21 protein-coding genes and 1 pseudogene are annotated in these 25,586 nt (G+C 55.2%); 11 read left to right on the top strand and 11 right to left on the bottom strand.

Annotated features, from left to right (window positions below; genetic code table 11):
* The first annotated feature begins 10 nt into the window (after positions 1–10).
* Both pdxJ and acpS read left to right on the top strand, forming a co-directional pair.
* Entirely contained in the window at positions 11–742 is a 732-nt protein-coding gene (pdxJ, locus tag FN037_RS13075) for a pyridoxine 5'-phosphate synthase (RefSeq protein ID WP_138361017.1), read from the top strand.
* Entirely contained in the window at positions 742–1,122 is a 381-nt protein-coding gene (gene acpS, locus FN037_RS13070) for a holo-ACP synthase (protein WP_138361018.1), read from the top strand. The genes pdxJ and acpS overlap by 1 nt, the downstream gene beginning before the upstream one ends.
* On the opposite strand, the gene FN037_RS13065 is transcribed toward acpS, so the two are convergent.
* Positions 1,119–1,379 (bottom strand): YfhL family 4Fe-4S dicluster ferredoxin, encoded by a 261-nt coding sequence (locus tag FN037_RS13065; protein WP_142502405.1) that lies wholly within the window; start codon positions 1,377–1,379, stop codon positions 1,119–1,121. The genes acpS and FN037_RS13065 overlap by 4 nt on opposite strands.
* A gap of 95 nt (positions 1,380–1,474) precedes the next feature.
* Positions 1,475–2,323 (bottom strand): MurR/RpiR family transcriptional regulator, encoded by an 849-nt coding sequence (locus tag FN037_RS13060; RefSeq protein WP_138361020.1) that lies wholly within the window; start codon positions 2,321–2,323, stop codon positions 1,475–1,477.
* Between the two features lie 211 nt (positions 2,324–2,534).
* Here FN037_RS13060 and yfhb point away from each other — a divergent pair, with 211 nt between their 5' ends.
* Positions 2,535–3,170 (top strand): phosphatidylglycerophosphatase C, encoded by a 636-nt coding sequence (yfhb, locus tag FN037_RS13055; RefSeq protein ID WP_138361021.1) that lies wholly within the window; start codon positions 2,535–2,537, stop codon positions 3,168–3,170.
* A 59-nt stretch (positions 3,171–3,229) separates the two neighbouring features.
* Complete coding sequence (tadA, locus tag FN037_RS13050) at positions 3,230–3,724, top strand: tRNA adenosine(34) deaminase TadA (protein WP_206665973.1); 495 nt, start codon at positions 3,230–3,232, stop codon at positions 3,722–3,724.
* A 42-nt stretch (positions 3,725–3,766) separates the two neighbouring features.
* Here tadA and mltF read toward each other — a convergent pair whose 3' ends face one another.
* Positions 3,767–5,383, bottom strand: coding sequence for a membrane-bound lytic murein transglycosylase MltF (gene mltF / locus FN037_RS13045; RefSeq protein ID WP_142502404.1), 1,617 nt, complete (start codon positions 5,381–5,383; stop codon positions 3,767–3,769).
* 174 nt (positions 5,384–5,557) lie between these two features.
* Here mltF and purL point away from each other — a divergent pair, with 174 nt between their 5' ends.
* From purL to glnB, 5 genes are all read left to right on the top strand, one after another.
* Positions 5,558–9,445 carry a phosphoribosylformylglycinamidine synthase gene (gene purL / locus FN037_RS13040; RefSeq protein ID WP_138361024.1) on the top strand — a complete coding sequence of 1,296 codons (3,888 nt, stop codon included), beginning with the start codon at positions 5,558–5,560 and terminating at the stop codon, positions 9,443–9,445.
* 695 nt (positions 9,446–10,140) lie between these two features.
* On the top strand, positions 10,141–11,577 hold the full coding sequence (locus tag FN037_RS13035; RefSeq protein ID WP_142502403.1) for a sensor histidine kinase: 1,437 nt from the start codon (positions 10,141–10,143) through the stop codon (positions 11,575–11,577).
* A 13-nt stretch (positions 11,578–11,590) separates the two neighbouring features.
* Positions 11,591–12,295 carry a two-component system QseEF-associated lipoprotein QseG gene (qseG, locus tag FN037_RS13030; protein ID WP_142502402.1) on the top strand — a complete coding sequence of 235 codons (705 nt, stop codon included), beginning with the start codon at positions 11,591–11,593 and terminating at the stop codon, positions 12,293–12,295.
* A complete protein-coding gene (gene glrR / locus FN037_RS13025; protein ID WP_138361026.1) occupies positions 12,282–13,619 on the top strand; it encodes a two-component system response regulator GlrR in 1,338 nt (445 codons plus the stop codon). Before qseG ends, glrR begins: the two co-directional genes overlap by 14 nt.
* A 65-nt stretch (positions 13,620–13,684) precedes the next feature.
* Complete coding sequence (glnB, locus tag FN037_RS13020; protein WP_002914032.1) at positions 13,685–14,023, top strand: nitrogen regulatory protein P-II; 339 nt, start codon at positions 13,685–13,687, stop codon at positions 14,021–14,023.
* Between the two features lie 100 nt (positions 14,024–14,123).
* Here the strand turns inward: glnB and hmpA are convergent, their stop codons facing one another.
* Positions 14,124–15,314, bottom strand: coding sequence for an NO-inducible flavohemoprotein (gene hmpA, locus FN037_RS13015; protein ID WP_142502401.1), 1,191 nt, complete (start codon positions 15,312–15,314; stop codon positions 14,124–14,126).
* A 323-nt stretch (positions 15,315–15,637) separates the two neighbouring features.
* On the opposite strand from hmpA, the gene glyA reads away from it, so the two are divergent.
* Positions 15,638–16,891 (top strand): serine hydroxymethyltransferase, encoded by a 1,254-nt coding sequence (gene glyA, locus FN037_RS13010; protein ID WP_142502400.1) that lies wholly within the window; start codon positions 15,638–15,640, stop codon positions 16,889–16,891.
* Between the two features lie 95 nt (positions 16,892–16,986).
* Here the strand turns inward: glyA and FN037_RS24610 are convergent.
* Positions 16,987–17,100: pseudogene (locus FN037_RS24610) on the bottom strand (hypothetical protein); the annotation flags it as partial.
* Between the two features lie 69 nt (positions 17,101–17,169).
* On the opposite strand from FN037_RS24610, the gene FN037_RS13005 reads away from it, so the two are divergent.
* On the top strand, positions 17,170–18,303 hold the full coding sequence (locus FN037_RS13005) for a 3-phenylpropionate MFS transporter (protein ID WP_142502399.1): 1,134 nt from the start codon (positions 17,170–17,172) through the stop codon (positions 18,301–18,303).
* Here the strand turns inward: FN037_RS13005 and csiE are convergent.
* The 6 genes from csiE to FN037_RS12975 all read right to left on the bottom strand — a co-directional run bounded on the left by csiE (position 18,300) and on the right by FN037_RS12975 (position 25,502).
* The gene (csiE, locus tag FN037_RS13000; RefSeq protein WP_142502398.1) at positions 18,300–19,577 is read right to left on the bottom strand and encodes a stationary phase inducible protein CsiE; all 1,278 of its coding nucleotides are present in this window, start codon (positions 19,575–19,577) and stop codon (positions 18,300–18,302) included. The genes FN037_RS13005 and csiE overlap by 4 nt on opposite strands.
* A gap of 216 nt (positions 19,578–19,793) precedes the next feature.
* On the bottom strand, positions 19,794–20,405 hold the full coding sequence (locus FN037_RS12995) for an SIS domain-containing protein (RefSeq protein ID WP_138361031.1): 612 nt from the start codon (positions 20,403–20,405) through the stop codon (positions 19,794–19,796).
* Positions 20,402–22,039, bottom strand: a complete 1,638-nt coding sequence (locus FN037_RS12990) for an FGGY-family carbohydrate kinase (RefSeq protein WP_142502397.1) — start codon at positions 22,037–22,039, stop codon at positions 20,402–20,404. The genes FN037_RS12995 and FN037_RS12990 overlap by 4 nt, the downstream gene beginning before the upstream one ends.
* Positions 22,040–22,056: 17 nt before the next feature.
* The gene (locus FN037_RS12985; RefSeq protein ID WP_138361033.1) at positions 22,057–23,010 is read right to left on the bottom strand and encodes an ABC transporter permease; all 954 of its coding nucleotides are present in this window, start codon (positions 23,008–23,010) and stop codon (positions 22,057–22,059) included.
* A 1-nt stretch (position 23,011) separates the two neighbouring features.
* Positions 23,012–24,001 carry an ABC transporter permease gene (locus FN037_RS12980; RefSeq protein WP_142502396.1) on the bottom strand — a complete coding sequence of 330 codons (990 nt, stop codon included), beginning with the start codon at positions 23,999–24,001 and terminating at the stop codon, positions 23,012–23,014.
* Positions 23,994–25,502 (bottom strand): sugar ABC transporter ATP-binding protein, encoded by a 1,509-nt coding sequence (locus tag FN037_RS12975; protein WP_142502395.1) that lies wholly within the window; start codon positions 25,500–25,502, stop codon positions 23,994–23,996. The genes FN037_RS12980 and FN037_RS12975 overlap by 8 nt, the downstream gene beginning before the upstream one ends.
* Positions 25,503–25,586 lie beyond the last annotated feature (84 nt).

Here is a 25,586-nt window from a genome sequence, read left to right as displayed (position 1 = left end):
GAGGATTGTCATGGCTGAATTACTGTTAGGGGTCAATATTGACCACATTGCGACATTACGCAACGCGCGCGGCACCGCTTATCCGGACCCGGTACAGGCGGCTTTTATCGCTGAGCAGGCCGGCGCCGATGGTATTACCGTTCATTTACGTGAAGATCGCCGACATATTACCGATCGTGATGTTCGTATTCTGCGCCAGACCCTTGATACGCGCATGAATCTGGAAATGGCGGTAACGGAAGAGATGCTGAATATTGCCTGTGAGGTTAAACCCCATTTCTGCTGCCTGGTGCCGGAAAAACGCCAGGAAGTAACCACCGAAGGCGGGCTGGATGTTGCTGGTCAGCCAGATAAAATGCGTGATGCCTGCAAACGTCTCGCCGATGCGGGGATCCAGGTGTCCCTGTTTATTGATGCTGATGAGGCGCAAATTAAGGCGGCAGCGGCGGTCGGCGCGCCCTATATCGAAATTCACACTGGCTGCTATGCCGATGCGGAAACGGACGCTGAGCAGGCAAAAGAGCTGGCGCGTATTGCTAAATCGGCAACCTACGCCGCCAGTCTGGGGTTGAAGGTCAATGCCGGTCATGGCCTTACCTATCATAACGTGAAAGCGATCGCGGCCCTGCCGGAAATGCACGAGCTGAACATCGGCCACGCTATTATTGGTCGCGCGGTGATGAGCGGCCTGAAAGAGGCGGTTGCTGAAATGAAGCGTCTGATGCAGGAAGCGCGTGCTTAATGGCTATTCTCGGGCTGGGTACTGACATTGTTGAAATTGTGCGTATTGAAGCCGTGATCGCCCGCAGCGGCGATCGCCTTGCTCGTCGGGTACTTAGCGATCATGAATGGGCGATATGGGAGCAGCACCAGCAGCCGGTTCGATTTCTGGCGAAGCGCTTTGCAGTTAAAGAAGCCGCGGCGAAGGCGCTTGGCACAGGTATTCGCAATGGTCTGGCGTTTAATCAGTTTGAAGTTTACAACGACGAACTGGGAAAACCCAGGCTACGACTGTGGGGGGAAGCGAAGGATCTGGCGGAACGCATGGGGGTCGGCCATATTCACGTTACGCTGGCTGATGAGCGTCACTACGCGTGCGCCACGGTTATCGTTGAGAGTTAGATTTTATCGGCGTGATGCAGTAAGACGAATTTATCCCATAGCTGCTCTTCGTTTTCCTGATGTGCCGGGTCCTTCAGAATGGTATTCGGGATCGGGCACACTTTCTGGCAGGTCGGCGTGTCATAATGACCCACGCATTCGGTGCAGCGGTCGCTATTAATTTCGTAAATGCTGTCACCCATGGATATCGCTTCGTTCGGACACTCCGGTTCGCACATATCGCAGTTGATGCATTTTTTGGTGATTAACAGCGCCATCAAGAAATTCTCAGAAACAACACAAACAGGGCGGGCATTATACGCCCATTATCTGCTCAGGCCAGCTCTTTTGCATCGCGCAGAAGCGCTCGCCGTCACACCAGCTTTTTCACCAGCGCTTCGCTGTGACGGATACGATCCGGAGCATGCTCAAGGTCCTGCTGGATGAGGCCCATAAACAGGAGGTCGGTGAGCATCATTTGCGCGCTGGTGGAGGAAATGGCGGCGCTGCGCGTAGCCTGCTCTTCAGCAATGGTATACAGACACAGGGTTGCCTGCTGTTGCAGCGCGTTAGGATTAAAGCCGGTGATCGCCAGAATCTGGCTCCCCACTCGTAATGCTTCACCGGCAGCCATATTGATTTCACGCCGTTCGCCAGAATAGGAGATCGCCACCAGCAGATCGTCCGACGACATCGCTTGTACCGTTGCCAGCAGAGCATGCATATCCTGTTCAGCAACGGCGTTAATGCCAATCTTCATCAGCTTCCAGCTAAAATTTCTCGCCACCAGCCCCGACGCGCCGATACCGGTAATAATAATCCGCCGGGCGTGACGCAATAGCGCAACGGCTTCCAGTAGTTTATCTTCAGTATTGACATCCAGCGACGCGTGCATTGCCGCGATATTGTCTTTAATCAGCTTTTCTCCCACCAGTCGCAGAGGATCATCGCCGCGAATTTGATTATGCACCGGTACGGATTGCGCGGTGCTACTGCTGGCCAGCGCTTCGCTTAACGCCAGCTTCAAGGCCGGAAAACCCTTGAATCCCATTTTCTGGGCGAATTTCACGACGCTTGACTGGCTGATACCGGCTTCGCCCGCCAGCTGCTGCGAGCTGAGGTGGCGGGTTTGATCCGGTTGAGCCAGAATAAAATCAGCCAGTTTTTTATCACTGGCGGCCAGCGAGGGGTAGCGCTGGCGGATACGGGTCAAACAGTTCATAGCGGCTCCGGAGGACAGCTTTTACCCTCGGCTGAAAGAATTTTGTATTCAATTATAAAAGGATTATCGCGAATTAAAAATTCTATGTCTCAGATTTTTCAGCAAAAGCATTTTCTTAATCCAGACTCAACGACGGTCGATGTTTTCCCCGTATGTGGCCTGAGGCTGTTAATCTGTGAGTTATCGGAGCAATCGTTCAGGGGAGTGAGTTTTGAATAGCAGTATACGGCGGGTGGTTTTCTTTGATCTGGATGGAACGTTACATCAGCAGGATATGTTCGGCAGCTTCTTACGCTATGTTTTACGCCATCAGCCGTTGAATGCGCTGCTGGTGGTTCCTGCATTGCCGGTTATTGTTGCCGGACTGCTGTTAAACGGCCGTGCGGCGCGTTGGCCGATGAGCCTCCTCCTCTGGGCGGCGACCTTTGGGCGCCGCGAGATTCATCTTAAACGTCTTGAGGTTAATTTTGCCCATTGGTTTCGTCAGCGCGTCACGGCATTTCCGGTTGTGCAGGCGCGGCTGAATAACTATCTGACCAGTACCGATGCGGATGTCTGGTTGATTACCGGCTCGCCGCAGTCGCTGGTTGAACAGGTTTATGTTGATGCTGTATGGCTGCCGCGGGTGAATGTGCTTGCCAGTCGAATGGCTCGTCGTTATGGCGGCTGGGTGCTGACGGTACGCTGCCTTGGCAACGAAAAAGTGAGGCAACTGGAACAAAAAATCGGCGCGCCTTTACGCTTATATAGCGGCTATAGCGATAGCGAGCAGGATAACCCGCTGCTCTATTTTTGCCAGCACCGCTGGCGAGTCACGCCAAAGGGCGATCTGCAGCAGTTAGAATAGTGTGTAATACAGAGCGACCATGTATAATGCGCCCCGCTTTTTCCGCAGGAGTGTCCGCTTTGTCTGACCATGAATTAAATGATGAATACTGGATGCATCACGCTCTGACGCTGGCGCAACGCGCGTGGGAAGAGGGGGAGGTGCCGGTCGGCGCGGTGCTGGTGCACAATCATCAGGTTATCGGTGAGGGCTGGAACCGGCCAATCGGCCGCCACGATCCGACTGCCCACGCTGAGATTATGGCGCTGCGTCAGGGGGGGTTAGTGCTGCAAAACTATCGCCTGATCGATGCGACGCTGTATGTGACCCTTGAGCCTTGTGTGATGTGCGCCGGGGCGATGGTGCACAGCCGTATTTCCCGGCTGGTATTCGGCGCCAGAGACGCTAAAACCGGCGCAGCCGGGTCGCTGCTTGATGTGTTGCACCATCCTGGAATGAATCACCGGGTCGAGATAACCGAAGGCATTCTGGCGGAAGCGTGCTCCGGCATGCTGAGCGACTTTTTCCGCTGGCGGCGCGAAGAGAAAAAGGCGCTAAAGAAAGCGAGCCAGTAGGTCAGGCGGTGCCCCGGAACAGGCACTATTACAGGATACTGCCTAATACCCCAGCCCCGGAATTTTCAATTTTGCGTTATCAACCAGGGCCTCGGCGCTAAGTTTGAAAAAGGGCATGGCAAACGGCTCTTCTTTATCCAGTTCATCCGGCATGACCGCCGGGTAGCTTTCGCCTATGGCCGCGACCTGCGCCTCTCTCCTTTCTTTTTCCGCAAGATAGCCCACGAGGCTAATATGGTATTTACGGATATTCTCGACGTAGGCGTAAGCTTCATGACCGCGCGCATAGCCGTATTTTAGCCGGCTGTAGTAGTTTTTCTGACTCAGTAGCGGCAGGCGTTGCTTCACATCGGCCCAGCTATTGGGGTCGCCTTTTTGCTTTTTCGTCAGCGCCATGGCGTCAAGCATATGCGCATAGCCCATATTGTAAGCCGCCAGCGCAAACCAGATTCGCTCGTCCTGAGGAACGGCGTCCGGGACTTTACTCATCATGTCCTGTAAATAACGCATGCCGCCGTCGATGCTTTGCTCGGCATCAGTACGGTCGGTCAGGCCGAGGCTTTGCGCCGTATTACGGGTGAGCATCATTATTCCGCGAACGCCGGTCGGCGAGGTGGCCTGCGGATCCCAGTGTGACTCCTGCCAGGAAATAGCCGCCAGCAGTCGCCAGTCTATCTGCCGGGCATATTTTTCAAACATTGGCTGCAGTTCCGGGAGGACGTTTTCCACCGCGCGCAGAAAGGTCCGGGTATCGACGTAATCAAAATCGTTGCCGTGGCCGAGATATTTCTCTTCCAGGCGCGCGAGAGCGCCGTTTTCATTGATATTATTGAAAAAATCGAGCATTGCCGCCGACAGGGAATTATCCTCGCCCTTTTCGCTAAACCAGGTCACCGGTTGTTCGTCGCTGATATCCAGCGCCACGGCCAGCTCCGGATGGACGCGCTGAAAGCGGCTGATGGCCACCGAATCCGCGATGGTGTAGTCGAGCTTGCCATCAATGACCGCCTGCATCAGATCCGTTGTCCCGCGTTTATCGTCCACGCGCCAGGCGAGATCGGGGTATTTTTGCGCTTTTATTACCTGCAGATCGTTAATCGCTACATGTCCTGGCGCGATAACCAACTGCCCGGCGGTGAGATTTGCCAGGCTGCGCGGGCGCTGGCTACCGACGCGGTAAACCAGTTGCTGCGAAACAGAATAGTAGATTGGCCCGGTCTGATAGTTTTTCACCCGCTCAGCATTGTAGACCAGGCCGGCGGCCAGCATATCGGCTTTTCCCTCATCAAGGTCGTCGAATAGCTGGCTGATATTCTGTCGGACGGTGATTTTCAGCTTAACGCCGAGATAGTCGGCAAACTGCTGCGCCAGCTCATAGTCGAAACCGTAGGTCTTATTATTGATTGTCGCGAAGGTCATGGGCGAATTAATGGTACTGACGCGCAGTTCTCCGCGCGCGATAATCCCCGCCACGCGATTCTCTGGTTTCCCGGTCCACGGGATTGACGGCCACAGCGCAGCCGCCAGCAAAAGCGTGACAATGCCGATCAGCAGATAATTAATCTTGAGTTTTTTCAGATGGTTAATTTTCTGCAGCGTCCGGATCCTCAGCAGATTATGAGCGGAAAAAATAAAAGCCTGTTGTTGAATGAGCGGCATTTTGCTTAAGAATGCGCCAGTTGGCAACTTATTCGCGAGACGGGGCACATTAATTGCGAAATGACGGCAAGTATTTTATTTCTACGCAAACGGTTTCGTCGTGACGCAGGATTCACTATAATGGCGCCCGTTTCCCCCCTGGCTCACCCTGAAAGCTTCGAAGACGAGAGACTTATGATGGAAATTTTTCGTGGTTCACCTGCACTGTCGGCATTCCGTATCAATAAACTGCTGGCACGTTTCCAGGCGGCCAACCTTCCGGTAAGCACGATATATGCCGAGTATGTTCATTTTGCCGACCTCAGCGCCCCGTTAAACGGCGACGATCGCGAGAAACTGGCCAGGTTGCTCAAGTATGGCCCGAACTTAAGCAGCCATACCCCAACCGGTAAGCTACTGCTCGTCACTCCCCGTCCTGGCACCATCTCTCCCTGGTCTTCTAAAGCTACCGACATCGCCCATAACTGCGGTCTGTCCCAGATTGTGCGCCTGGAGCGCGGCGTCGCGTACTACGTTGAAGCCAGCAGCCTGAATGATGAACAATGGGCGCAGGTGGCGGCTGAACTGCACGACCGGATGATGGAAAGCGTATTCGATGTGCTGGAAGCGGGGGAAAAACTGTTCGCCCACCATCAGCCAACTCCGGTGACCAGCGTCGATTTGCTGGGGCAGGGGCGTCAGGCGCTGATTGATGCCAACCTCCGTCTGGGGCTGGCCCTGGCGGATGACGAAATAGACTATCTGCAGGATGCCTTCCAGACGCTGGGGCGTAACCCGAATGATATTGAACTCTACATGTTCGCACAGGCCAACTCCGAGCACTGTCGACACAAGATTTTTAACGCCGACTGGGTTATTGATGGCGAACAGCAGCCGAAGTCGCTGTTCAAAATGATCAAAAACACCTTCGAGAAGACTCCTGATTATGTGCTGTCGGCCTATAAAGATAACGCTGCCGTGATGGAAGGTTCGGCGGTGGGGCGTTACTTTGCTGACCATGAAACCGGCCGCTATGACTTCCATCAGGAAGAGGCGCATATTCTGATGAAGGTTGAAACCCACAACCACCCGACGGCGATCTCTCCGTGGCCGGGGGCGGCTACCGGTTCCGGCGGCGAAATCCGCGATGAAGGCGCGACCGGTCGCGGGGCTAAACCGAAAGCAGGCCTGGTTGGTTTCTCCGTTTCCAACCTGCGTATTCCTGGATTTGAACAACCCTGGGAAGAGGATTTCGGCAAGCCGGAGCGTATTGTTACCGCGCTGGATATCATGACCGAAGGCCCTCTGGGCGGCGCGGCCTTTAATAACGAATTTGGGCGCCCGGCGCTGAACGGTTATTTCCGTACCTATGAAGAGAAAGTGACCAGCCATAACGGCGAAGAGCTGCGCGGCTATCACAAGCCCATTATGCTGGCGGGCGGTATCGGCAACATTCGCGGCGAACACGTGCAGAAGGGCGAAATCGTGGTTGGCGCGAAGCTGATTGTCCTCGGGGGCCCGGCGATGAATATTGGTCTCGGCGGAGGCGCGGCTTCCTCAATGGCTTCCGGTCAGTCTGATGCGGATCTGGATTTTGCGTCCGTACAGCGCGACAACCCGGAAATGGAGCGCCGCTGCCAGGAAGTGATCGACCGCTGCTGGCAACTGGGCGACGCTAACCCGATTCTGTTTATTCACGATGTTGGCGCGGGCGGTTTGTCGAATGCGATGCCGGAACTGGTCAGCGATGGCGGCCGCGGCGGTAAATTCCAGTTGCGTGACATCCTTAGCGATGAGCCGGGCATGAGCCCGCTGGAAATCTGGTGTAACGAATCTCAGGAACGCTATGTTCTGGCGGTAGCCCCGGAGCAGTTGCCGTTGTTTGATGAGCTGTGCCGTCGCGAGCGCGCGCCGTACGCGGTCATCGGTGAAGCGACTGAAGAGCAGCACCTGAGCCTCAGCGATAGCCACTTTAACGATCGACCGATTGATCTGCCGCTGGACGTACTGCTGGGCAAAACGCCGAAAATGACCCGCGATGTGCAGTCTCTGAAAGCCCAGGGCCAGAATCTGGAACGTCAGGGTATCACCATTGCCGACGCGGTGAATCGTGTACTGCATCTGCCGACCGTGGCGGAGAAAACGTTCCTGGTCACTATTGGCGACCGCACCGTAACCGGCATGGTTGCGCGGGATCAGATGGTCGGCCCGTGGCAGGTTCCGGTTGCCAACTGCGCGGTAACCACTGCCAGCCTCGACAGCTACTACGGTGAAGCCATGTCAATCGGCGAACGCGCGCCGGTCGCGCTGCTGGATTTTGCCGCTTCCGCCCGTCTGGCGGTAGGCGAGGCGCTGACCAACATTGTCGCCACGCAGATTGGCGCGCTTAACCGCGTGAAGCTGTCGGCAAACTGGATGGCCGCAGCCGGCCATCCGGGGGAAGACGCTGGCTTATATGAGGCGGTAAAAGCGGTTGGCGAAGAGCTTTGTCCGGCTCTGGGGCTGACGATTCCGGTGGGTAAAGATTCGATGTCGATGAAAACCCGCTGGCAGGAAGGGGCTGAACAGCGTGAAATGACCTCTCCGCTGTCGCTGGTGATTTCCGCTTTTGCCCGCGTGGAGGACGTGCGCCGCACCGTGACGCCGCAGCTCTCCAGCGAAGAGAACGCCCTGCTGTTGATTGATCTGGGCAAGGGGAATAATGCGCTGGGCGCAACCGCGCTGGCGCAGGTTTATCGCCAGCTCGGGGATGTCACCGCAGACGTTCGCGACGTTGCACAACTGAAAGGCTTCTGGGACGCAATGCAGACGCTGGTGGCGGAGGATAAGCTGCTGGCCTGGCATGACCGTTCCGATGGCGGCCTGCTGGTGACGCTGGCTGAAATGGCGTTTGCCGGTCACTGCAGCGTCAATGTTGATATCGCCGCGCTTGGCGCTGACCATCTGGCGGCGCTGTTTAATGAAGAGCTGGGCGGCGTAATTCAGGTTCGAGCAGCCGATCGCCAGGCGGTTGAAGCGCTGCTGGCGGCAAATGGGCTGGCGGATTGCGTTCACTATCTGGGCCAGGCGACGGCGGGCGACCGCTTTGTTATTTCGGCGGATGACCGTGTGGTATTTAGCGAAAGTCGTACCACCCTGCGTACCTGGTGGGCAGAAACCACCTGGCAGATGCAGCGTCTGCGTGATAACCCGGAGTGTGCTGACCAGGAGCACGATGCGAAAACTAACGATGCCGATCCGGGCCTTAACGTGAAGCTCTCCTTCGACATCAATGACGATATTGCTGCTCCCTATATTGCTACCGGCGCACGTCCGAAGGTTGCGGTGCTGCGTGAGCAGGGCGTTAACTCACACGTTGAAATGGCGGCGGCGTTCCATCGCGCAGGCTTTGACGCTATCGACGTACATATGAGCGATCTGCTGGCGGGCCATACCGGTCTTGCGGATTTCCAGGCCCTGGTGGCCTGTGGCGGCTTCTCCTACGGCGATGTGTTAGGCGCAGGCGAAGGCTGGGCGAAATCGATTCTGTTTAATGAGCGCGTGCGCGACGAGTTTGCCACCTTCTTCCATCGTCCGCAGACGCTGGCGCTGGGGGTGTGCAACGGTTGTCAGATGATGTCAAATCTGCGCGAGCTGATCCCCGGCAGTGACCTGTGGCCGCGCTTTGTACGCAACCAGTCTGACCGTTTTGAAGCGCGCTTCAGCCTGGTTGAAGTGACCCAAAGCCCGTCGCTGCTGTTGCAGGGCATGGTCGGGTCGATGATGCCAATTGCCGTTTCTCACGGTGAAGGGCAGGTGGAAGTCCGTGATGGCGCGCATCTGGCGCAGCTTGAGAGCAAAGGTCTGGTGGCGCTGCGCTTCGTGGATAACTTCGGTCAGGTCACGGAAAACTATCCGGCTAACCCGAATGGTTCGCCGAACGGTATCACCGCCGTGACCAGCGAAAGCGGGCGCGCCACGATCATGATGCCGCACCCGGAGCGTGTTTTCCGTACCGTGTCGAACTCCTGGCACCCGGAAAACTGGGGTGAAGACAGCCCGTGGATGCGTATTTTCCGCAATGCGCGTAAACAGCTGGGTTAAGTCTTCAGGTTATTGAGCGTGAATTGCCCGGAGGAACGCGCAATTCTGCTCCGCGGGTAAACTTCATCAAGCCTCATGCGACTGCAGGGGGCTTTTCTGTATCTGGTGGCCGTTGGCAAGGGTGTCGGGAATCGCCGACAAATGCCTTATAGCGGTGTCGCTAAAAGGAGACACTTAACTAATTGATTTTAAATGGTATAGAAAAATCGCTTATTCGGTGTTGCTGATTAGCGACACTTTGTGCAAATGATGTTCACTATCATTACGCACTGAAGCTGTTAAATATTCCTTATTTATCATTGAATTAATAAATATCTTTGTGATATGGCACGCTTCGTGCATAATTACCGTCAGTGGCTCATTCACCTTCTTATGTCAGCCCCTTCGGGACGCGCTACATAAACTTCGAATGACGCACAAACAGGTGCCTGCCGTCCAACTCCTGATAATAGCGACGCTTTATCAGTCATCGGGCGAAACGTCGAGTTAGGCACCGCCTCATTTCTTAATAAAGCCAGGTTGTTTACAGCCTGGCTTTATTATATTCGTTATCGTCTGCGCGACAGGCTCTCTCCGGCGCCGGTGTAAACGCGGCTCAGAACACCGTGTGTTTTGACCTGTAACATGAAATCCATAGCGTATATCGGGCATTTTCGGGGTAGCATCGTAATGTGCCAATGAGTGAGACGATATCCTTGAAGCGACTCTCCCTTTTTCCCCGTTCGTTGCGTCAGCTGGTTATGCTGTCGTTCGTGCTGATCCTGCTCCCGCTGTTGGTGCTGGCATGGCAGGCGTGGCAGAGCCTCAACGCGCTCAGCGCGCAGGCGGCGCATATCAACCGTACCACCCTTATCGATGCCCGCCGTAGTGAGGCGATGATCAATGCTTCTCTGGAGATGGAGCGCAGCTACCGACAATACTGCGTGCTGGACGACCCGACGCTGGCGCGGGTCTATCAAAATCAGCGTAAACGCTACAGTGAAATGCTTGAGGCTCATGCGGGCGTTCTTCCGGACGAAAAAATCTGGCAGGCGTTGCGTCGGGATCTTGACGATCTGGCGGATCTTCAGTGCAAAAATAGCGGTCCGGCGGCGAAATCCGCCGCCAGTCTGGAGGCGTTTGCCTCAGCCAATAGCGATATGGTCCAGGCGACTCGCGCGGTAGTCTCTTCTCGTGGACAACAGCTGCAGCAAGAAATTGCCGAGCGCGGCCAGTTTTTTGGCTGGCAGGCGCTGGTGCTGTTTCTGCTGAGCCTTGCGCTGGTCCTGCTTTTCACTGGCATGATTATCGGCCCGGTGAAAGGCATCGAAAGAATGATTAACCGACTGGGCGAGGGGAAATCGTTGGATGATGCCGCGCTGTTTACCGGCCCGCGAGAATTGCGTTCGGTCGGGAAACGCATTATCTGGCTGAGTGAGCGTCTCGCCTGGCTCGAATCCCAGCGCCATCAGTTCTTGCGCCATCTCTCCCATGAGCTGAAAACGCCGCTGGCCAGCATGCGCGAAGGGACAGAGTTGCTCGCCGACCATGTGGCCGGGCCGCTGACGCCGGAACAGCGGGAGATCGTCGAGATTCTCGATAGCAGCAGCCGAAATTTACAAAAATTGATTGAACAATTACTCGATTACAACCGTAAACAGGCTGATGTCCCGGTTGCTCGCGAGGTAATAGATCTGCGCGAACTGGTGGAGAATGTGGTTTCCGCCCATAACCTGCCGGCAAGAGCTAAAATGATGCATACCGAACTGTCGCTTACCGCGCGTTTTTGCCTGGCAGAACCGTCGCTGTTAGTGAGCGTTCTGGATAATCTCTACTCCAATGCGGTGCACTATGGGGCTGAATCCGGTAACATTCGTATTCATAGCTATCGGCGCGATGAGCAGGTGTGCATTGACGTCATTAATGATGGCGAGCCGATCCCGCCAGCTGAGAGAAACATGATTTTCGAGCCTTTTTATCAGGGAAGCCACCAGCGTAAAGGGGCAGTAAAAGGCAGCGGCCTGGGGCTGAGCATTGCTCGCGACTGTGTGCGGCAAATGCAGGGCGAGCTAAGCCTGGTAGATGATAACTCAGGGCTTGTCTGTTTCCGTATTACGCTGCCCGCCGCTGAGGCTGAAAAAAATAACGTATAACTATCGGGTGAATATGTCCCACTTCTTCGTATTTGTCCGTTCCCTCAGGGAATGGCTGCTGCCGGGTCTTTCCTGCCTGGCGCTGGCGGGCTGCTCCGCCTTCACATCATCACATAGCGCGGATGACAAAACGCGTTTTGCGCTACCGCAGCAGCAGGTTGCTGATTTTCTGGCTGTCGAGTGCGCCGACATCTGGGCGCTGCAAAATGAGGTCAGCGATAAAAATCCACTTTACTGGCTGCGGGGAATTGATTGCGCGGAGCGCCTTGCCCCGGAGCAGGCGCGTACGGAAGCCCGGCGGCACAATGACGACAGCTGGCAAGATGCCTTTAAGCGCGGCATTTTACTGGGCGATGCCAGAATCACGCCTGATGAACGCCGGGATATGCTGGCGCGTCTGGACAGCTTCAGCGTGCAAATTGACCCGCAGATTCGTCCGCTTTATCAGCTCTGGCGCGATGCTCAGGACCGGCAGATTCAGTTAATTGACCAGCGTTCCCGTTATGCCAGACTACAGCAGTCCAGCGATACGGAACTTGAGGCGTTGCGGCAGCAGGAACAGGCATTACGCAGCCAGCTCGAACTCACGACCCGCAAGCTGGAAAATCTGACGGATATTGAGCGTCGGCTTTCCAGCCGCAAACCCGGGGGCAATTTTAATTCTGAAGGCGGGCATGGCGGCGATAAGGTGCCGGAGGTGATCCATGACGATCCGTAAACCGGCCCGCCTGCTATTAGTGGACGACGATCCGGGGCTGCTGAAGTTATTAGGAATGCGTCTTGTCAGCGAGGGATATAGTGTGCTCACCGCTGAGAGCGGCCCGGAAGCATTGCGTATTCTGGGGCGTGATAAAGTGGATCTGGTGATCAGCGACCTGCGGATGGATGAGATGGATGGTCTGCAGTTGTTCAGCGAGATCCAGAAGGCCCAGCCGGGGATGCCGGTGATCATTCTGACCGCTCACGGTTCTATTCCGGATGCTGTTGCCGCGACTCAGCAGGGGGTATTTAGCTTTCTCACCAAACCAGTCGACAAAGACGCGCTGTATAAAGCCATTGACGATGCCCTGGAACAGAGCGCGCCGACCACCGATGAGCGCTGGCGGCAGGCGATTGTTACCCGCAGTCCGTTGATGGAGCGCCTGCTGGAGCAGGCCGGGATGGTGGCGCAATCGGACGTCAGCGTGCTGATTAATGGGCAAAGCGGTACCGGGAAGGAGATCGTCGCCCAGGCAATCCATAATGCCAGCCCACGCCGCGATAAACCATTCATCGCCATCAACTGCGGCGCGCTTCCTGAACAACTGCTGGAATCGGAACTGTTCGGCCACGCGCGCGGCGCGTTTACCGGAGCGGTGAGCCAGCGCGAGGGGTTATTTCAGGCTGCGGAAGGCGGAACGTTGTTTCTTGATGAAATCGGCGATATGCCGATGGCGTTACAGGTTAAGCTGCTGCGCGTCCTGCAGGAACGTAAAGTACGTCCGCTGGGCAGCAACCGTGATATTAATATTGATGTGCGTATTATTTCCGCCACCCATCGCGATCTACCGAAAGCGATGGTGCGCGGCGAATTTCGCGAAGATCTGTTTTACCGCCTGAACGTAGTGAATCTGAAAATTCCGCCGCTGGCGGCGCGCACTGAAGATATCCCGCTGCTGGCTAACCATCTGCTGCGTCAGTCTGCGGATCGACATAAACCGTTTGTCCGCGCTTTCTCCACCGATGCGATGAAGCGGCTGATGGCGGCGAAATGGCCGGGGAATGTGCGCCAGTTGGTGAACGTGATTGAGCAGTGCGTAGCGTTGACCTCTTCGCCGGTGATCAGTGATGCGCTGGTGGAGCAGGCCCTGGAAGGGGAAAATACTGCGCTGCCCACTTTTGTTGAGGCGCGTAATCAGTTTGAGCTGAATTATCTGCGCAAGTTGCTGCAAATTACTAAAGGCAACGTTACGCATGCGGCGCGGATGGCGGGGCGCAACCGCACTGAATTTTATAAGTTACTGTCACGCCACGAGCTCGACGCCAACGACTTTAAAGAGTAGCCCCGCAACATAACGCACGTTATGATACGGTTAGTGACCGGTTATGTGACTAAAACAGGAACACCATGAAAAAGATTGATGCGATTATTAAACCTTTCAAACTGGATGACGTGCGTGAAGCGCTGGCGGAAGTCGGCATCACCGGGATGACGGTAACGGAAGTGAAAGGCTTTGGCCGCCAGAAGGGACATACCGAGCTGTATCGTGGCGCTGAGTATATGGTGGATTTTCTGCCGAAAGTGAAAATCGAAATTGTGGTTACCGATGATATTGTTGACACCTGCGTAGATACCATTATCCGTACTGCGCAGACGGGCAAAATCGGCGACGGTAAAATATTTGTTTTCGATGTCGCGCGGGTGATTCGTATCCGTACCGGCGAAGAAGACGACGCGGCGATTTAAACGCAATTCAGGATTAGGCGCAGCGTGGCTAATCCTGAACATCCCATTAGTCTGTCGCCCCGGTCAGCGCCGCGCCGCCGGGGAATTTACCAATACGCAGCTATAGCACCTTATGCGGGCCGAAGCATTCGTAATGAATGTTATCGTGGTTTACTTCCAGTTCTACCAGTTGCTTCGCGACAAACTGCATAAATGCGACCGGGCCGCACAGATAGAACTGCATCTGCGGGTCGCTGAGCTTCTCCTCCAGCGCTGATAAATCCATCAAACCTTCGCTATCAAACGGTGTCGACCGGCGATCAGCTTCACTCGGCGCGCGATACCAGACATGAGAAACGAACTTCGGCAGCGTTGCGCCCAGTGCTTTAACCTCGTCGGCGAAGGCATGAACCTCGCCGTTTTCTGCCGCATGGAACCAGTTAACCTGGGCCGGATGCTGCGTTTTCGCCAGTACATCCAGCATCGCCAGCATTGGCGTTTGGCCGACGCCGCCGGAGAGCAACGTGACCGGTGTTTCTGGCGCCACGTTGAGGAAAAAATCGCCCGCCGGTGCGGCCAGGTAAACCACGTCGCCTTCTTTGGCCGAATGATGCAGCCAGTTTGAAACCTGTCCGCCGTTTTCCCGTTTGACCGCAATGCGATAGCTTTTGCCATTGGGCTGGCGGGTCAGGGAATACTGGCGAATTTCCTGATGGGGAAAACCTTCCGGTTTCAGCCAGAGTCCCAGATATTGCCCTGGAGAGTATTCAGCCACCGGGCCGCCGTCGACCGGCTCAAATTCGAAACTGGTAATCAGCGCGCTGCGCGGGATTTTCTTCGCGATGCGAAATGCGCGGGTGCCTTCCCAGCCGCCGGTTTTACCGGCGCTTTCACGGTAGATTTCCGCTTCACGGTGAATAAAAACGTTCGCCAGTACGCCATAGGCTTTGCCCCAGGCATCCAGCACTTGCTGACCCGGACTGAACATTTCGTCCAGCGTTGCTAACAGGTGGGAGCCCACGATGTTGTACTGCTCGGGTTTTATCTGGAAGCTAGTGTGCTTCTGGGCGATTTTCTCTACCGCGGGCAGCAGCGCAGGGAGATTCTCAAGATTGCTGGCGTAAGCGGCAATCGCGTTAAACAACGCTTCCCGCTGATCGCCGTTACGCTGGTTACTCATATTAAAAATTTCTTTGAGTTCCGGGTTATGCGTAAACATACGGTCATAAAAGTGGGCGGTCAGTTTGGGGCCAGTTTCAACCAGCAGGGGAATCGTGGCTTTCACCGTGGCGATGGTTTGCGCGTCGAGCATAGTGGCTTCCTTTACGTATTATTTAATTGATGTATTTTAAATGCATCTTATAAAGATAACCCTGCATTGTAAATGGTTCTGTAATACTTTCCTGAAAGCCGTTACAACATGAATTATTTGCATCACATAGCTGAAAAGAAATCCGTTGATAATTGCAGCGTCTTTATTGCTCAAAGCCTTGTGTAACGCCGAGCCAATCGTTTGCGTAAAATCCTTTGTCAAGACCTGTTATCACAGAATGATTCAGTTATACTGTGGGCCGTTGTCCAATCGGACCGCCTTTTAGGCCGAAATTTTATTGTTAGCTGAGTCAGGAGATGCGGATGTTAAAGCGTGAAATGAACATTGCCGATTATGATGCCGAACTGTGGCAGGCTATGGAGCAGGAAAAAGTACGTCAGGAAGAGCACATCGAACTGATCGCCTCCGAAAACTACACCAGTCCGCGCGTAATGCAGGCACAAGGGTCTCAGCTGACCAACAAATACGCTGAAGGATATCCGGGCAAGCGTTACTACGGCGGCTGCGAATACGTGGATATCGTTGAGCAACTGGCTATCGACCGCGCGAAAGCGCTGTTTGGCGCCGACTACGCTAACGTCCAGCCGCACTCGGGTTCTCAGGCTAACTTCGCGGTCTACACAGCGCTGCTGCAACCGGGCGACACCGTTCTGGGTATGAATCTGGCGCAAGGCGGCCACCTGACGCACGGTTCTCCGGTAAACTTCTCCGGTAAACTGTATAACATTGTGCCTTACGGCATTGATGAGTCCGGTAAAATTGACTACGAAGAGATGGCGAAGCTGGCTCAGACTCACAAACCGAAGATGATCATCGGCGGTTTCTCTGCTTATTCCGGCATCGTTGACTGGGCAAAAATGCGTGAAATTGCCGACAGCATTGGCGCATACCTGTTTGTGGATATGGCGCACGTCGCGGGTCTTATCGCCGCAGGCGTTTACCCGAACCCGGTTCCGCATGCTCACGTTGTGACCACCACCACGCACAAAACCCTGGCGGGTCCGCGCGGCGGCCTGATCCTGGCGAAAGGCGGTGACGAAGAATTGTACAAAAAACTGAACTCTGCCGTTTTCCCGAGTGCTCAGGGCGGCCCGCTGATGCATGTGATCGCCGGTAAAGCGGTGGCGCTGAAAGAAGCGATGGAACCGGAGTTCAAAGTCTACCAGCAGCAGGTGGCGAAAAACGCCAAAGCGATGGTGGAAGTGTTCCTGAACCGCGGTTACAAAGTGGTTTCCGGCGGTACGGAGAACCACCTGTTCCTGCTGGATCTGGTGGACAAAAACCTGACCGGTAAAGAAGCTGATGCCGCGCTGGGGCGTGCCAACATCACCGTCAACAAAAACAGTGTGCCGAACGATCCGAAGAGCCCGTTCGTCACTTCCGGTATCCGTATCGGCTCTCCGGCCATTACGCGTCGTGGCTTTAAAGAAGCGGAAGCTAAAGAGCTGGCAGGCTGGATGTGCGATGTGCTGGACAACATCAACGATGAAGCGGTTATCGAGCGCATCAAAGGTAAAGTGCTGGATATCTGCGCACGTTTCCCGGTTTATGCATAACCTTTAACCGTTAAGCTGTAACGAAGGCCGCGATTGCGGCCTTTTTTGCGTCTGTCTTACATAAGGTCTATGCTCTGGTCGTGTCTCGTCCGGGCTTAACGCAACGTTTGCAGTTGTTCCTCCACATACAGATAGCCAATCCCCATAAGTTGCTGCGCACGGGTGAGTTTGCCAAAGCCGATTTGGGTGGCGTGCGCTTGCGCCCTGTCGGCAGTGAGAGACATCTTGCATGCACCTGACTTTATCGCCAGACTATCGCCTCCATTCAGGAGGGAATCATGGTTTTGCACTCCACGCGCTGGCTGGCGCTTAGTTATTTTACCTACTTTTTTAGCTACGGCATCTTCCTGCCTTTCTGGAGCGTCTGGCTCAAAGGCCTCGGACTTACGCCGGAAACTATCGGCCTGTTGCTTGGCACCGGGCTGGTGGCGCGTTTTCTCGGTAGTTTGTTCATCGCTCCACGGGTGAGCGATCCATCCCGACTGATTTCTGCGTTGCGTATTCTGGCTCTGCTCACGCTACTCTTTGCCATCGCCTTCTGGATGGGGACGAATGTCGCCTGGCTCATGGTGGTGATGGTTGGTTTTAACCTCTTTTTTTCCCCACTGGTACCTCTGACCGATGCGCTGGCGAATACCTGGCAGAAGCAGTTCCCCCTGGACTACGGACGTGTGCGTTTATGGGGATCGATTGCCTTTGTGATTGGTTCCGCGCTGACCGGTAAGCTGGTGAGTTTGTTTGACTATCGGGCGATACTGACGATGCTCAGTCTTGGTATCGCCTCAATGCTTCTTGGTATGCTGCTGAAACCGTCGGTGATGCCACAGGGGGGAGTCCGTCAGCAGGAAACGGCGGGACTACCTGCCTGGTTGACGCTGGTACGACAAACCTGGCCTTTCCTGGTTTGCGTCAGTCTGTTGCAGGGAGCGCATGCCGCCTACTACGGATTTAGCGCCATCTACTGGCAGGAGGCTGGTTACTCCGCTTCCGCTGTCGGTTATCTGTGGTCGTTGGGCGTGGTGGCGGAAGTGGTGATTTTCGCGCTGAGCAAAAAAGTTTTCCGTCGCTTCAGCGCCCGCGATTTATTGCTGCTATCAGCTGTGTGTGGGCTGATTCGCTGGTCGCTGATGGGATGGACCACGGCGCTGCCGTGGCTTATCGTCGTGCAGATCCTGCATTGCGGAACCTTTACTGTTTGCCACCTGGCGGCAATGCGCTATATCTCCGCTCGGCAGGGTAGCGAGGTGATCCGTCTGCAGGCGGTCTATTCCGCTATCGCGATGGGGGGCAGTATTGCGGTTATGACGGTATTTGCTGGATTCCTCTATCAGCACCTGCATCAGGGCGTCTTCTGGGTGATGGCGCTGGTGGCATTACCCGCGCTGGTGGTGCGGCCAAAAGCGGTAGCTTAGGTTTCGAGCATTTTACAAATCTGCTGCCGCTGATGATCGCTGAACGCTTCTTCGGCATGAAACAGCGGCGGTGAAAACAGCGGTAATGTTGTGGCATAAGGGGTCACGATAAGCGTTATTCCCTTCGGCGCCCCTTCTTTCTGAAAAGCATGAGCGCTCAGATATTTAATATTGATCGGCAGCAGGGTTAACTCGCGTAACTGCCTCTCCAGCGATTGTTCCAGTCGCGGATTATCCGCAGTGATCAGAAGCACCTGCTTCTCCTGCAGGTCACTTTTTTGCACCAGCCACGCGCCGAAAATTACTGCGATTAACCCCACTTCCTCATGGCTAAAACGCACTTTCCAGTCAGTTTCAAAATCCTCCAGCGCCGCCTGCGTTGTGCGCACTAAACGCGGGTACAGACGGCTAATTTCCTCCGGTAGCGCGTTATCGATTCCGATAGCGAATACGCTGCGGTGCAGCGCCTGAGAAAGATGAATATAGAGTTGGTCGCTCAACCCCTGTTCATCGCTAAAGGCGTGGCCGGACAGACGCTGAAAACGGTAAATCAGGCCGGAAATCGCCAGGTGCAGCCGTCGGTCCTGCTGATGACCGTCGTGGATGGGATCGGGCGTTTTCAGCAACATAAACAGCAGGGCGAGAAACAACCGCTCCTCAGGGGGCAGCGCTGTCACGGCCCGCCGTTGCCAGTGGCGTACAATCTCTTGTGCAAGGGAGAACTCCGTAGCGGCCTGTACCCATCTCTGCTGCTCACGGGTGAAGAAGGGACTCTGTCCGACATGGTGTTGCAGCAGGCAATACTGCAAATAGAGACGCAGAAAGTGCCTGTCACGGCAGTCAAAATGCCGGTTAAGCGCCCGTGCGCAGCGGTTGACCAGAGCCTGCAGGTTGGTGTCGTCATACAGCGTGCGCGCGACACCCTGCTGTTTAAGCTGCGTTTTTAATGCCGGGGTAAAATGCTGGTTGACAAAATGCGGGCATAAGCGCAGAGCGCGTTTTAACCCGTGTAAGAGGCAAAGACGTTGATTAAGCACGGTTCCTTCAATCCGGTAGCGGTCATCCCGACTGACAGTAATGGTCAACTGATGGTCGCGCTGAATCTCCTGCCCTGTTTCGAGAATATCTTCGCGGACAATGTGCTCATCAACGTCATTTAATGTACTGAATGTCTTGGTGGTGACAATTTGCTCCGGCAGGAAAAGCGTCAGCAGTACCTGGCATCGGCGCTGGGGACCGGAAAGTACAGATGGTGGAGCAAGCGTTGGCATCATCCGTCAGGTCTCCGGTAAGTATGTCAGCTAAGAATAGCTAAAGTTTGTTTATAGAAATGGTGAATGAAAGGCTTTCCGTCTGGAATACGGAGGAGGGTCACAGAATTTTTAACGTAGCGACTGAAGGTGTGACGCGTAATCTCTGAATGTACTTTCGCGCTGTTTTATCTTTGGCTGAAACCGGGCTCCGCCAACGAGAGTGGCCGAGCCGGTATCTCATTTCTGCATGTTATGCGCCTGACTTAGCGTTAACCCTACGTCACCACCCGGATGTACAGCCAGAAGTGTCTCTTTCGAATAACCGCTCTCGTTCATCAGACAGGCGCAGGCGGCATCGAAAATCGCCAGCACCAGAACGATTGATGTCGTGGCTAACATATTGAGTGGATCGGCTTCTTGCCGCACGCCGGTGGAAATCACCAGACGAGCAGCTTTGGCAATGGCGGAATCTGGATTTTCCGTGACGCTAAGGATGGGAACATTTTTCGCTGCGAGTCCAGGCAACAGCCGGGTGAGCTCATCAGAATTGCCGCCGCGTGAAAGCATGATTACCAGATCGTCGGTACGTAAAAACCCCAAATCGCCATGCGCGGCGTCAGTCGCATTGAGGTATATCGCCGGGCGCTCAACGCAAGCGAGCATATGCGCGACTTTTCGTGCCGCTATGCCGGAAGTCCCGACGCCAGTGACCACGATTTTACCCTGACAGCCGCGCAGTTCAGCCATCAGCGTCTGCCATTGTTCCGCACTCAGATGGCGTTCCAGAGCCGCCAGCTCTTCGCTGTACAGTTGCCAGACGTGAGTGGCTTGATGCCATGTATGATTCATGCGTCCCCCTGCATCAGTTGACGGTATTTCATATGGTCCTGATACATCTCGTGGAATACCTGATATTTACGATCGTAATACTGCTTAATGCGATTGGTCTGTGGAGTGACGGTTTTCCCAATCCGGCTCATCGCCGACATTGTTTCAGGGAAGGTTTCAAACACGCCGGCGGCAAGGGTACCCATCATGGCGCCGCCCAGCAGCATGGCTTCACTCTCTTCGGGGAGCAGCATGGCGCAGCCAGTAGCGTTAGCGTGTTCCTGAACGAAGATCGGATTTTTGGTGCCGCCACCGCTGGCCATGATCGTATCGATGCTGTAACCGCTGTGATTCATCGTCTCAATAATATGCCGGGTACCTAAGGCAATTGCCTGGATGGACGCCAGATACTGGAGCGCCATATCCTCCGGCGTGCGGGAGAGTTTCAGTCCGGTAATCACGCCAGTTAAGGTCGGATTCGCGCGCGGCGAACGGTTGCCGTGGAAGTAGGGGAGAATGTGCATGTCGCGGGTTAAAAAAGCGATATCTTCCGGCTCGCCGGCCATTTTCCGCAGCAGCGCATTCAGCACTTCATAAATTGTCTGCCCCTGGGTTTTTGCCTGCGCCAACAGAGTTTCATAGCACGGATGCGACTGAATAATATGGTCGATTAATGCACCCGTGGCAGACTGACCACCTTCGTTGAGCCAGTACTCTGGCAGGACAGCAGAATAATAAGGCCCCCAGACGCCGCCGATAAAACGCGGCTCTTTGGAGATCGCCATATGCCCGGTGGAGGTCCCGCCAATCAACGCGATACGACGGTCAAAATCCGCCACTTCGCCAGAAACGCCACAGGCGCCAAGCGTACCGAGCGTGCCGGCGTGGGCATCAATAATGGATACGCTCACCGCCGTCCCTGGGATCAGGCCCAGTTCACTGGCGGCGCGTTGGGTCAGGCCGTGACCCAACGGCTCCCCCATGGTTTTGACGTAACGACCGATTTTTGCCGCGTCGTGCTCCAGCAGCTCTTCCAGTCCAATCTGGCGGAAATAGCTGGCATCCCACTTATCCTCATGGCCCATGTAGGTCCATTTACAGACGGTGGAACACAGCGATCGGGTATCGTCGTTGGTTGCCCGCCAGGTCAGAAAATCAGGCAGGTCAAAATAGTATCCGGCGTTCGCCCAGGTGTTGGGCATATGCTGCTTCAGCCACAGCAGTTTTGGCGTTTGCATTTCCGGAGAGATAATTCCGCCGACGTAGTCCAGTACCCGGTGGTGCAGGGCATTGATACGCGCAGCCTGAGAGATGGCACGGTGGTCCATCCAGACGATAATGTTCTGCTCGCTGCGCCCGGAAGGGCTGATGGTCAGCGGTCTGCCTTCTTTATCCAGTACCACCAAAGAGCAGGTGGCATCAAATCCCAGCCCTTTAACCTGAATGGGATTGATATCTGACTGGTTGATCGCATCACGAACCGCGTTGCACACCGCCTGCCAGATGTTATCTGAAGACTGTTCAACGAAATCGGCCTGCGGACGATAAATGTCAATGGCACGGCTGGCCTGACCGACCATTCTGCCGTTGAGGTCAAACACGCCTGCACGGGCGCTTCCGGTTCCTACATCCACACCAATAAAATAGCTCGCCATAATTTTTTCTCCTGAAATCAGGCGTTACGGTTCTGTAATGCGATAAAGAGGATCAGCACTGCGCCCCAGAGCGCCATCGTCAGATAGCTGCTAATCCCCAGCAAGTTAAAGCCGCTTTCCAGCATCTGTAGCACAATCAGTGCCAGCACCAGACCGACAATGCGCCCGAAACCGCCGTCCGGGTTGATACCGCCCAGTACGGAGGCGAGGATGGTCACCAGCAGGTATGATTCACCGTACCCGGCTTTTGCGGAGTTAAATTTCGCCATCATCAAAATGGCTGCCATCCAGCCCAACAGGGCAGAAATGATGTAGACGGAAATTTGCACCCGAACGGTACTGACGCCGCTGTAACGGGTCGCCTGCTCATTAGACCCCACCAGATAAAGGCTGCGGCCCAGCGTGGTGTGTTCCAGCAGTACCCACAGCAGTACCGCGACCAGTAAAAAGAGCAACAGCGCCACCGGAATACCGGCAAGCGTGGCGTTGCCGAGGAACTGAATGGCCGCCGGGAAACCGGAAATTACCGTTCCATTGGAGAGCAAAATATTGAGGCCGGAGATGAGCGTCATCGTTCCCAGGGTGGCAAGAATCGGGGAGACGCCAACCCAGGCGACAAGCGCGCCGTTGAGCGTACCAATCGCCACGGCCACCGCCAGCCCCGCCAGCAGGGCGAGCACCAGAAACAGCGGATTATCCGGATGAGTGACAATCACCGCCGCCATGACCAGTGAGCAGGCGTTAGCCCCGGCGATAATCGACAGGTTAATGCCCCCGGTCAGCATCGTGATGCCCATTCCCAGCGCCAGCATACCGAGAATCGGCAGTTGTGAGCCAATGGACTGGAAATTTGCCACACTGAAAAAACGGCCGCCAAGCAGGGCGGAGAAAGCCAGCACCACCACAATAATAATGATGCACTGCAGGCGAATGATGGCATCACCGGGTAAAAATCTGGCGATTGTTTTCATCTTAAAGCTCCCTTGCCAGTTTGCGTTTTTCATTCCAGACCGTAGCGCTAATGCTGATCAGGATAATGGCGCCACTGAAAACGGTGTGCCAGTAAGAAGAGACGCTGAGCAGGGTCAGGCCATTTTGTAAAAAGGCCAGTAGAATGACCCCGAGCAGCGTACCGGTTAACGTACCGCGACCACCGCTCATACTGGTGCCGCCGAGCACCACTGCCGCCAGCACTGTCAGTTCAAAACCAAGCAGGGAGTTTGGCGCGACGGACTGGGTGATCTGCGCCTGCACCACGGCGGCAACACCGGCGAGAATACCCATATAGCCGTAAACGTAGAAATGCAGTTTCAGCAGATTCAGTCCCAGGCGAGAAGCCGCATCCCGATTGCCGCCCATGGCGTAAATCTGCCGTCCAGGACGGGTGTAGTTCATCAGCACCGCGGTAAAGACAATCACTGCCGCCAGACAGAGTAGGGGGAGCGTAAGGCCGTAATCGTAACCGTCCGCTGCAGTGAATGAAAACCAGTTGATGCCGTTCATAAACCAGTCGGGGAAACCGTACAGCCAGGTACCTTTGGTGGTGTAGACCAGCAGGCCATAATAAACATTCAGCGTGGCGATGGTGATGATGATCGCCGGTACGCGCAACCTGTAGACCAGAATACCGTTGATAAGCCCCAGAACCAGACCCACCGCCATCGCGATAATCAGCGCCAGCACAAAGTTGCCGCCGTGGCCAATGATCCAGCTTGCCATTGCGTACTGCGCGATAGCGGTCATTGCCGGGAATGAAATGTCAATGCCGCCGGATATTAAGACCACAAACAGCCCACAGGCGAGAATGCCCAGAATGGCGTAGCTGGTGGCGACATCCGTCAGGTTGCCGAGCGAAAGGAACTCGTCGGTGCTGATGCTCAGGCCAACGGCCAGCGCGACCACCAGTAGTCCCAGCCAGAATTCATGTTGCCCGATTAAGCGGGAAAGACGCTCATTATTCATTGATGACCTCAACTACTTCAGCAATCTCCTCTTCGCGACAGCGATGAGGGTTAAACTCCGCCACCAGTTCGCCGCGACGCATCACCAGCACGCGGTGGCTGTTGTAATAGGCTTCCGGGATTTCATCGCAAATCATCAGAACCGCCATGCCCAGCTCCGCAAGATCGCGAGCAATCTGGTAGATTCCCTCTTTGTTGGCGATGTCCACGCCAACGGTGGGAGAATCCAGAATCAGGATACGTGGGTTGGTCGCCACCCATTTGGCAATAGCGATGCGCTGGGCGTTACCGCCGGAGAGCGTTTTAACCGGCAGCTGCGGATCGGCGACTTTGATGTTCAGTTCGCGGATCAGATCGGCGACCAGCTTTTGCGCCTTGCCATGATCGAGCAGGCCGCTGCGGGTATGCAGTTTGTCAAACACCGTGACGATAGTGTTATCGTAGATTGACTGCTCCATGATCAGCCCCTGGGTCAGGCGATCCTCCGAGACATAGCCGATCCCGTGTTTGATGGCATCGCGATTACTACGTAGTCTGACTGGCTGGCCGTTAATCCGCATTTCGCCGCTTTCCGGATGGGTCATGCCAAACAGGCTAAGGCAAAGTTCGGTTCTCCCGGCTCCCAGCAGGCCAACGATCGAAACAATCTCGCCGCGGCACAACGACAGGTTGATATTGTGATATTTCCCCTTGCGGCTCAGGTTACGCAGCTCCAGCATGGGTTCCTGTTCAACGGGCGGTTTTTCCGGCAACGGACTGTAGTGGAAGCGTTGGCCGGTCATCAGGAAGGCCAGCTCGTGACTGTCGAGTTCGCTGGCAGGGAAAGTGCCGACCAGCTTGCCATCGCGCATCACGCTGATGCGATCGGCCACTTCCATCACTTCATCCAGTCGATGGCTGACAAACACCACGCAGATCCCGGCCGCTTTCAGCTCATTGACGACTCGCAGCAGGCCGTTAACCTCCTGACGCGTCAAAGAGGCCGTAGGCTCATCCATGATCACCAGACGTGCATTGGCGGCAATCGCCCGGCAAATGGCCACTAACTGGCGGTCGGCAATAGAGAGTTTTTCAACTTTTTTATCCGGGTTGATCGTTACGCCTATGCGCTTCATTGCGGCCAGCGCCTGCTGTTTCATTGCGCCGCGGCGTACCCAGATGTCGCCGCCGGGCAGATAGCGGTTAACGGCAATATTCTCCGCCACGCTGAAGTTTGGAAACAACGACAGATCCTGATAGATAACCTGAATACCGTAGTGCGAGGAAAGCTGGGGTGTCAGGTGGTGAAACAGTTTACCGTCAAGCTGAATCTGCGCCCCTTTCTCCGGGTGATATACCCCGGAGATCACTTTAATAATGGTGCTTTTGCCGCAGCCGTTTTGACCCGCCAGACAGTGAACTTCCCCTTTCTTCAGCGTCAGATTCACATTATCCAGCGCCAGCACGCCCGGAAATTGCTTGCTGATATTCTCAAGAGTGATAAATGCGGTGGTGTCTGTCATGGACAATACCCCTGCGAGCGTCCGGCTGGACGCTGAGTTGTTAATTTGTCGATAGCGCCGACCAGACGGCCGGCGTCAGAGTTA

The sequence above is a fragment of the Klebsiella sp. 2680 genome, assembly GCF_900198535.1.
In the GTDB taxonomy this organism is placed as follows: Bacteria; Pseudomonadota; Gammaproteobacteria; order Enterobacterales; family Enterobacteriaceae; genus Klebsiella; species Klebsiella indica.
This window is presented reverse-complemented; position numbering and strand designations above follow the sequence as displayed.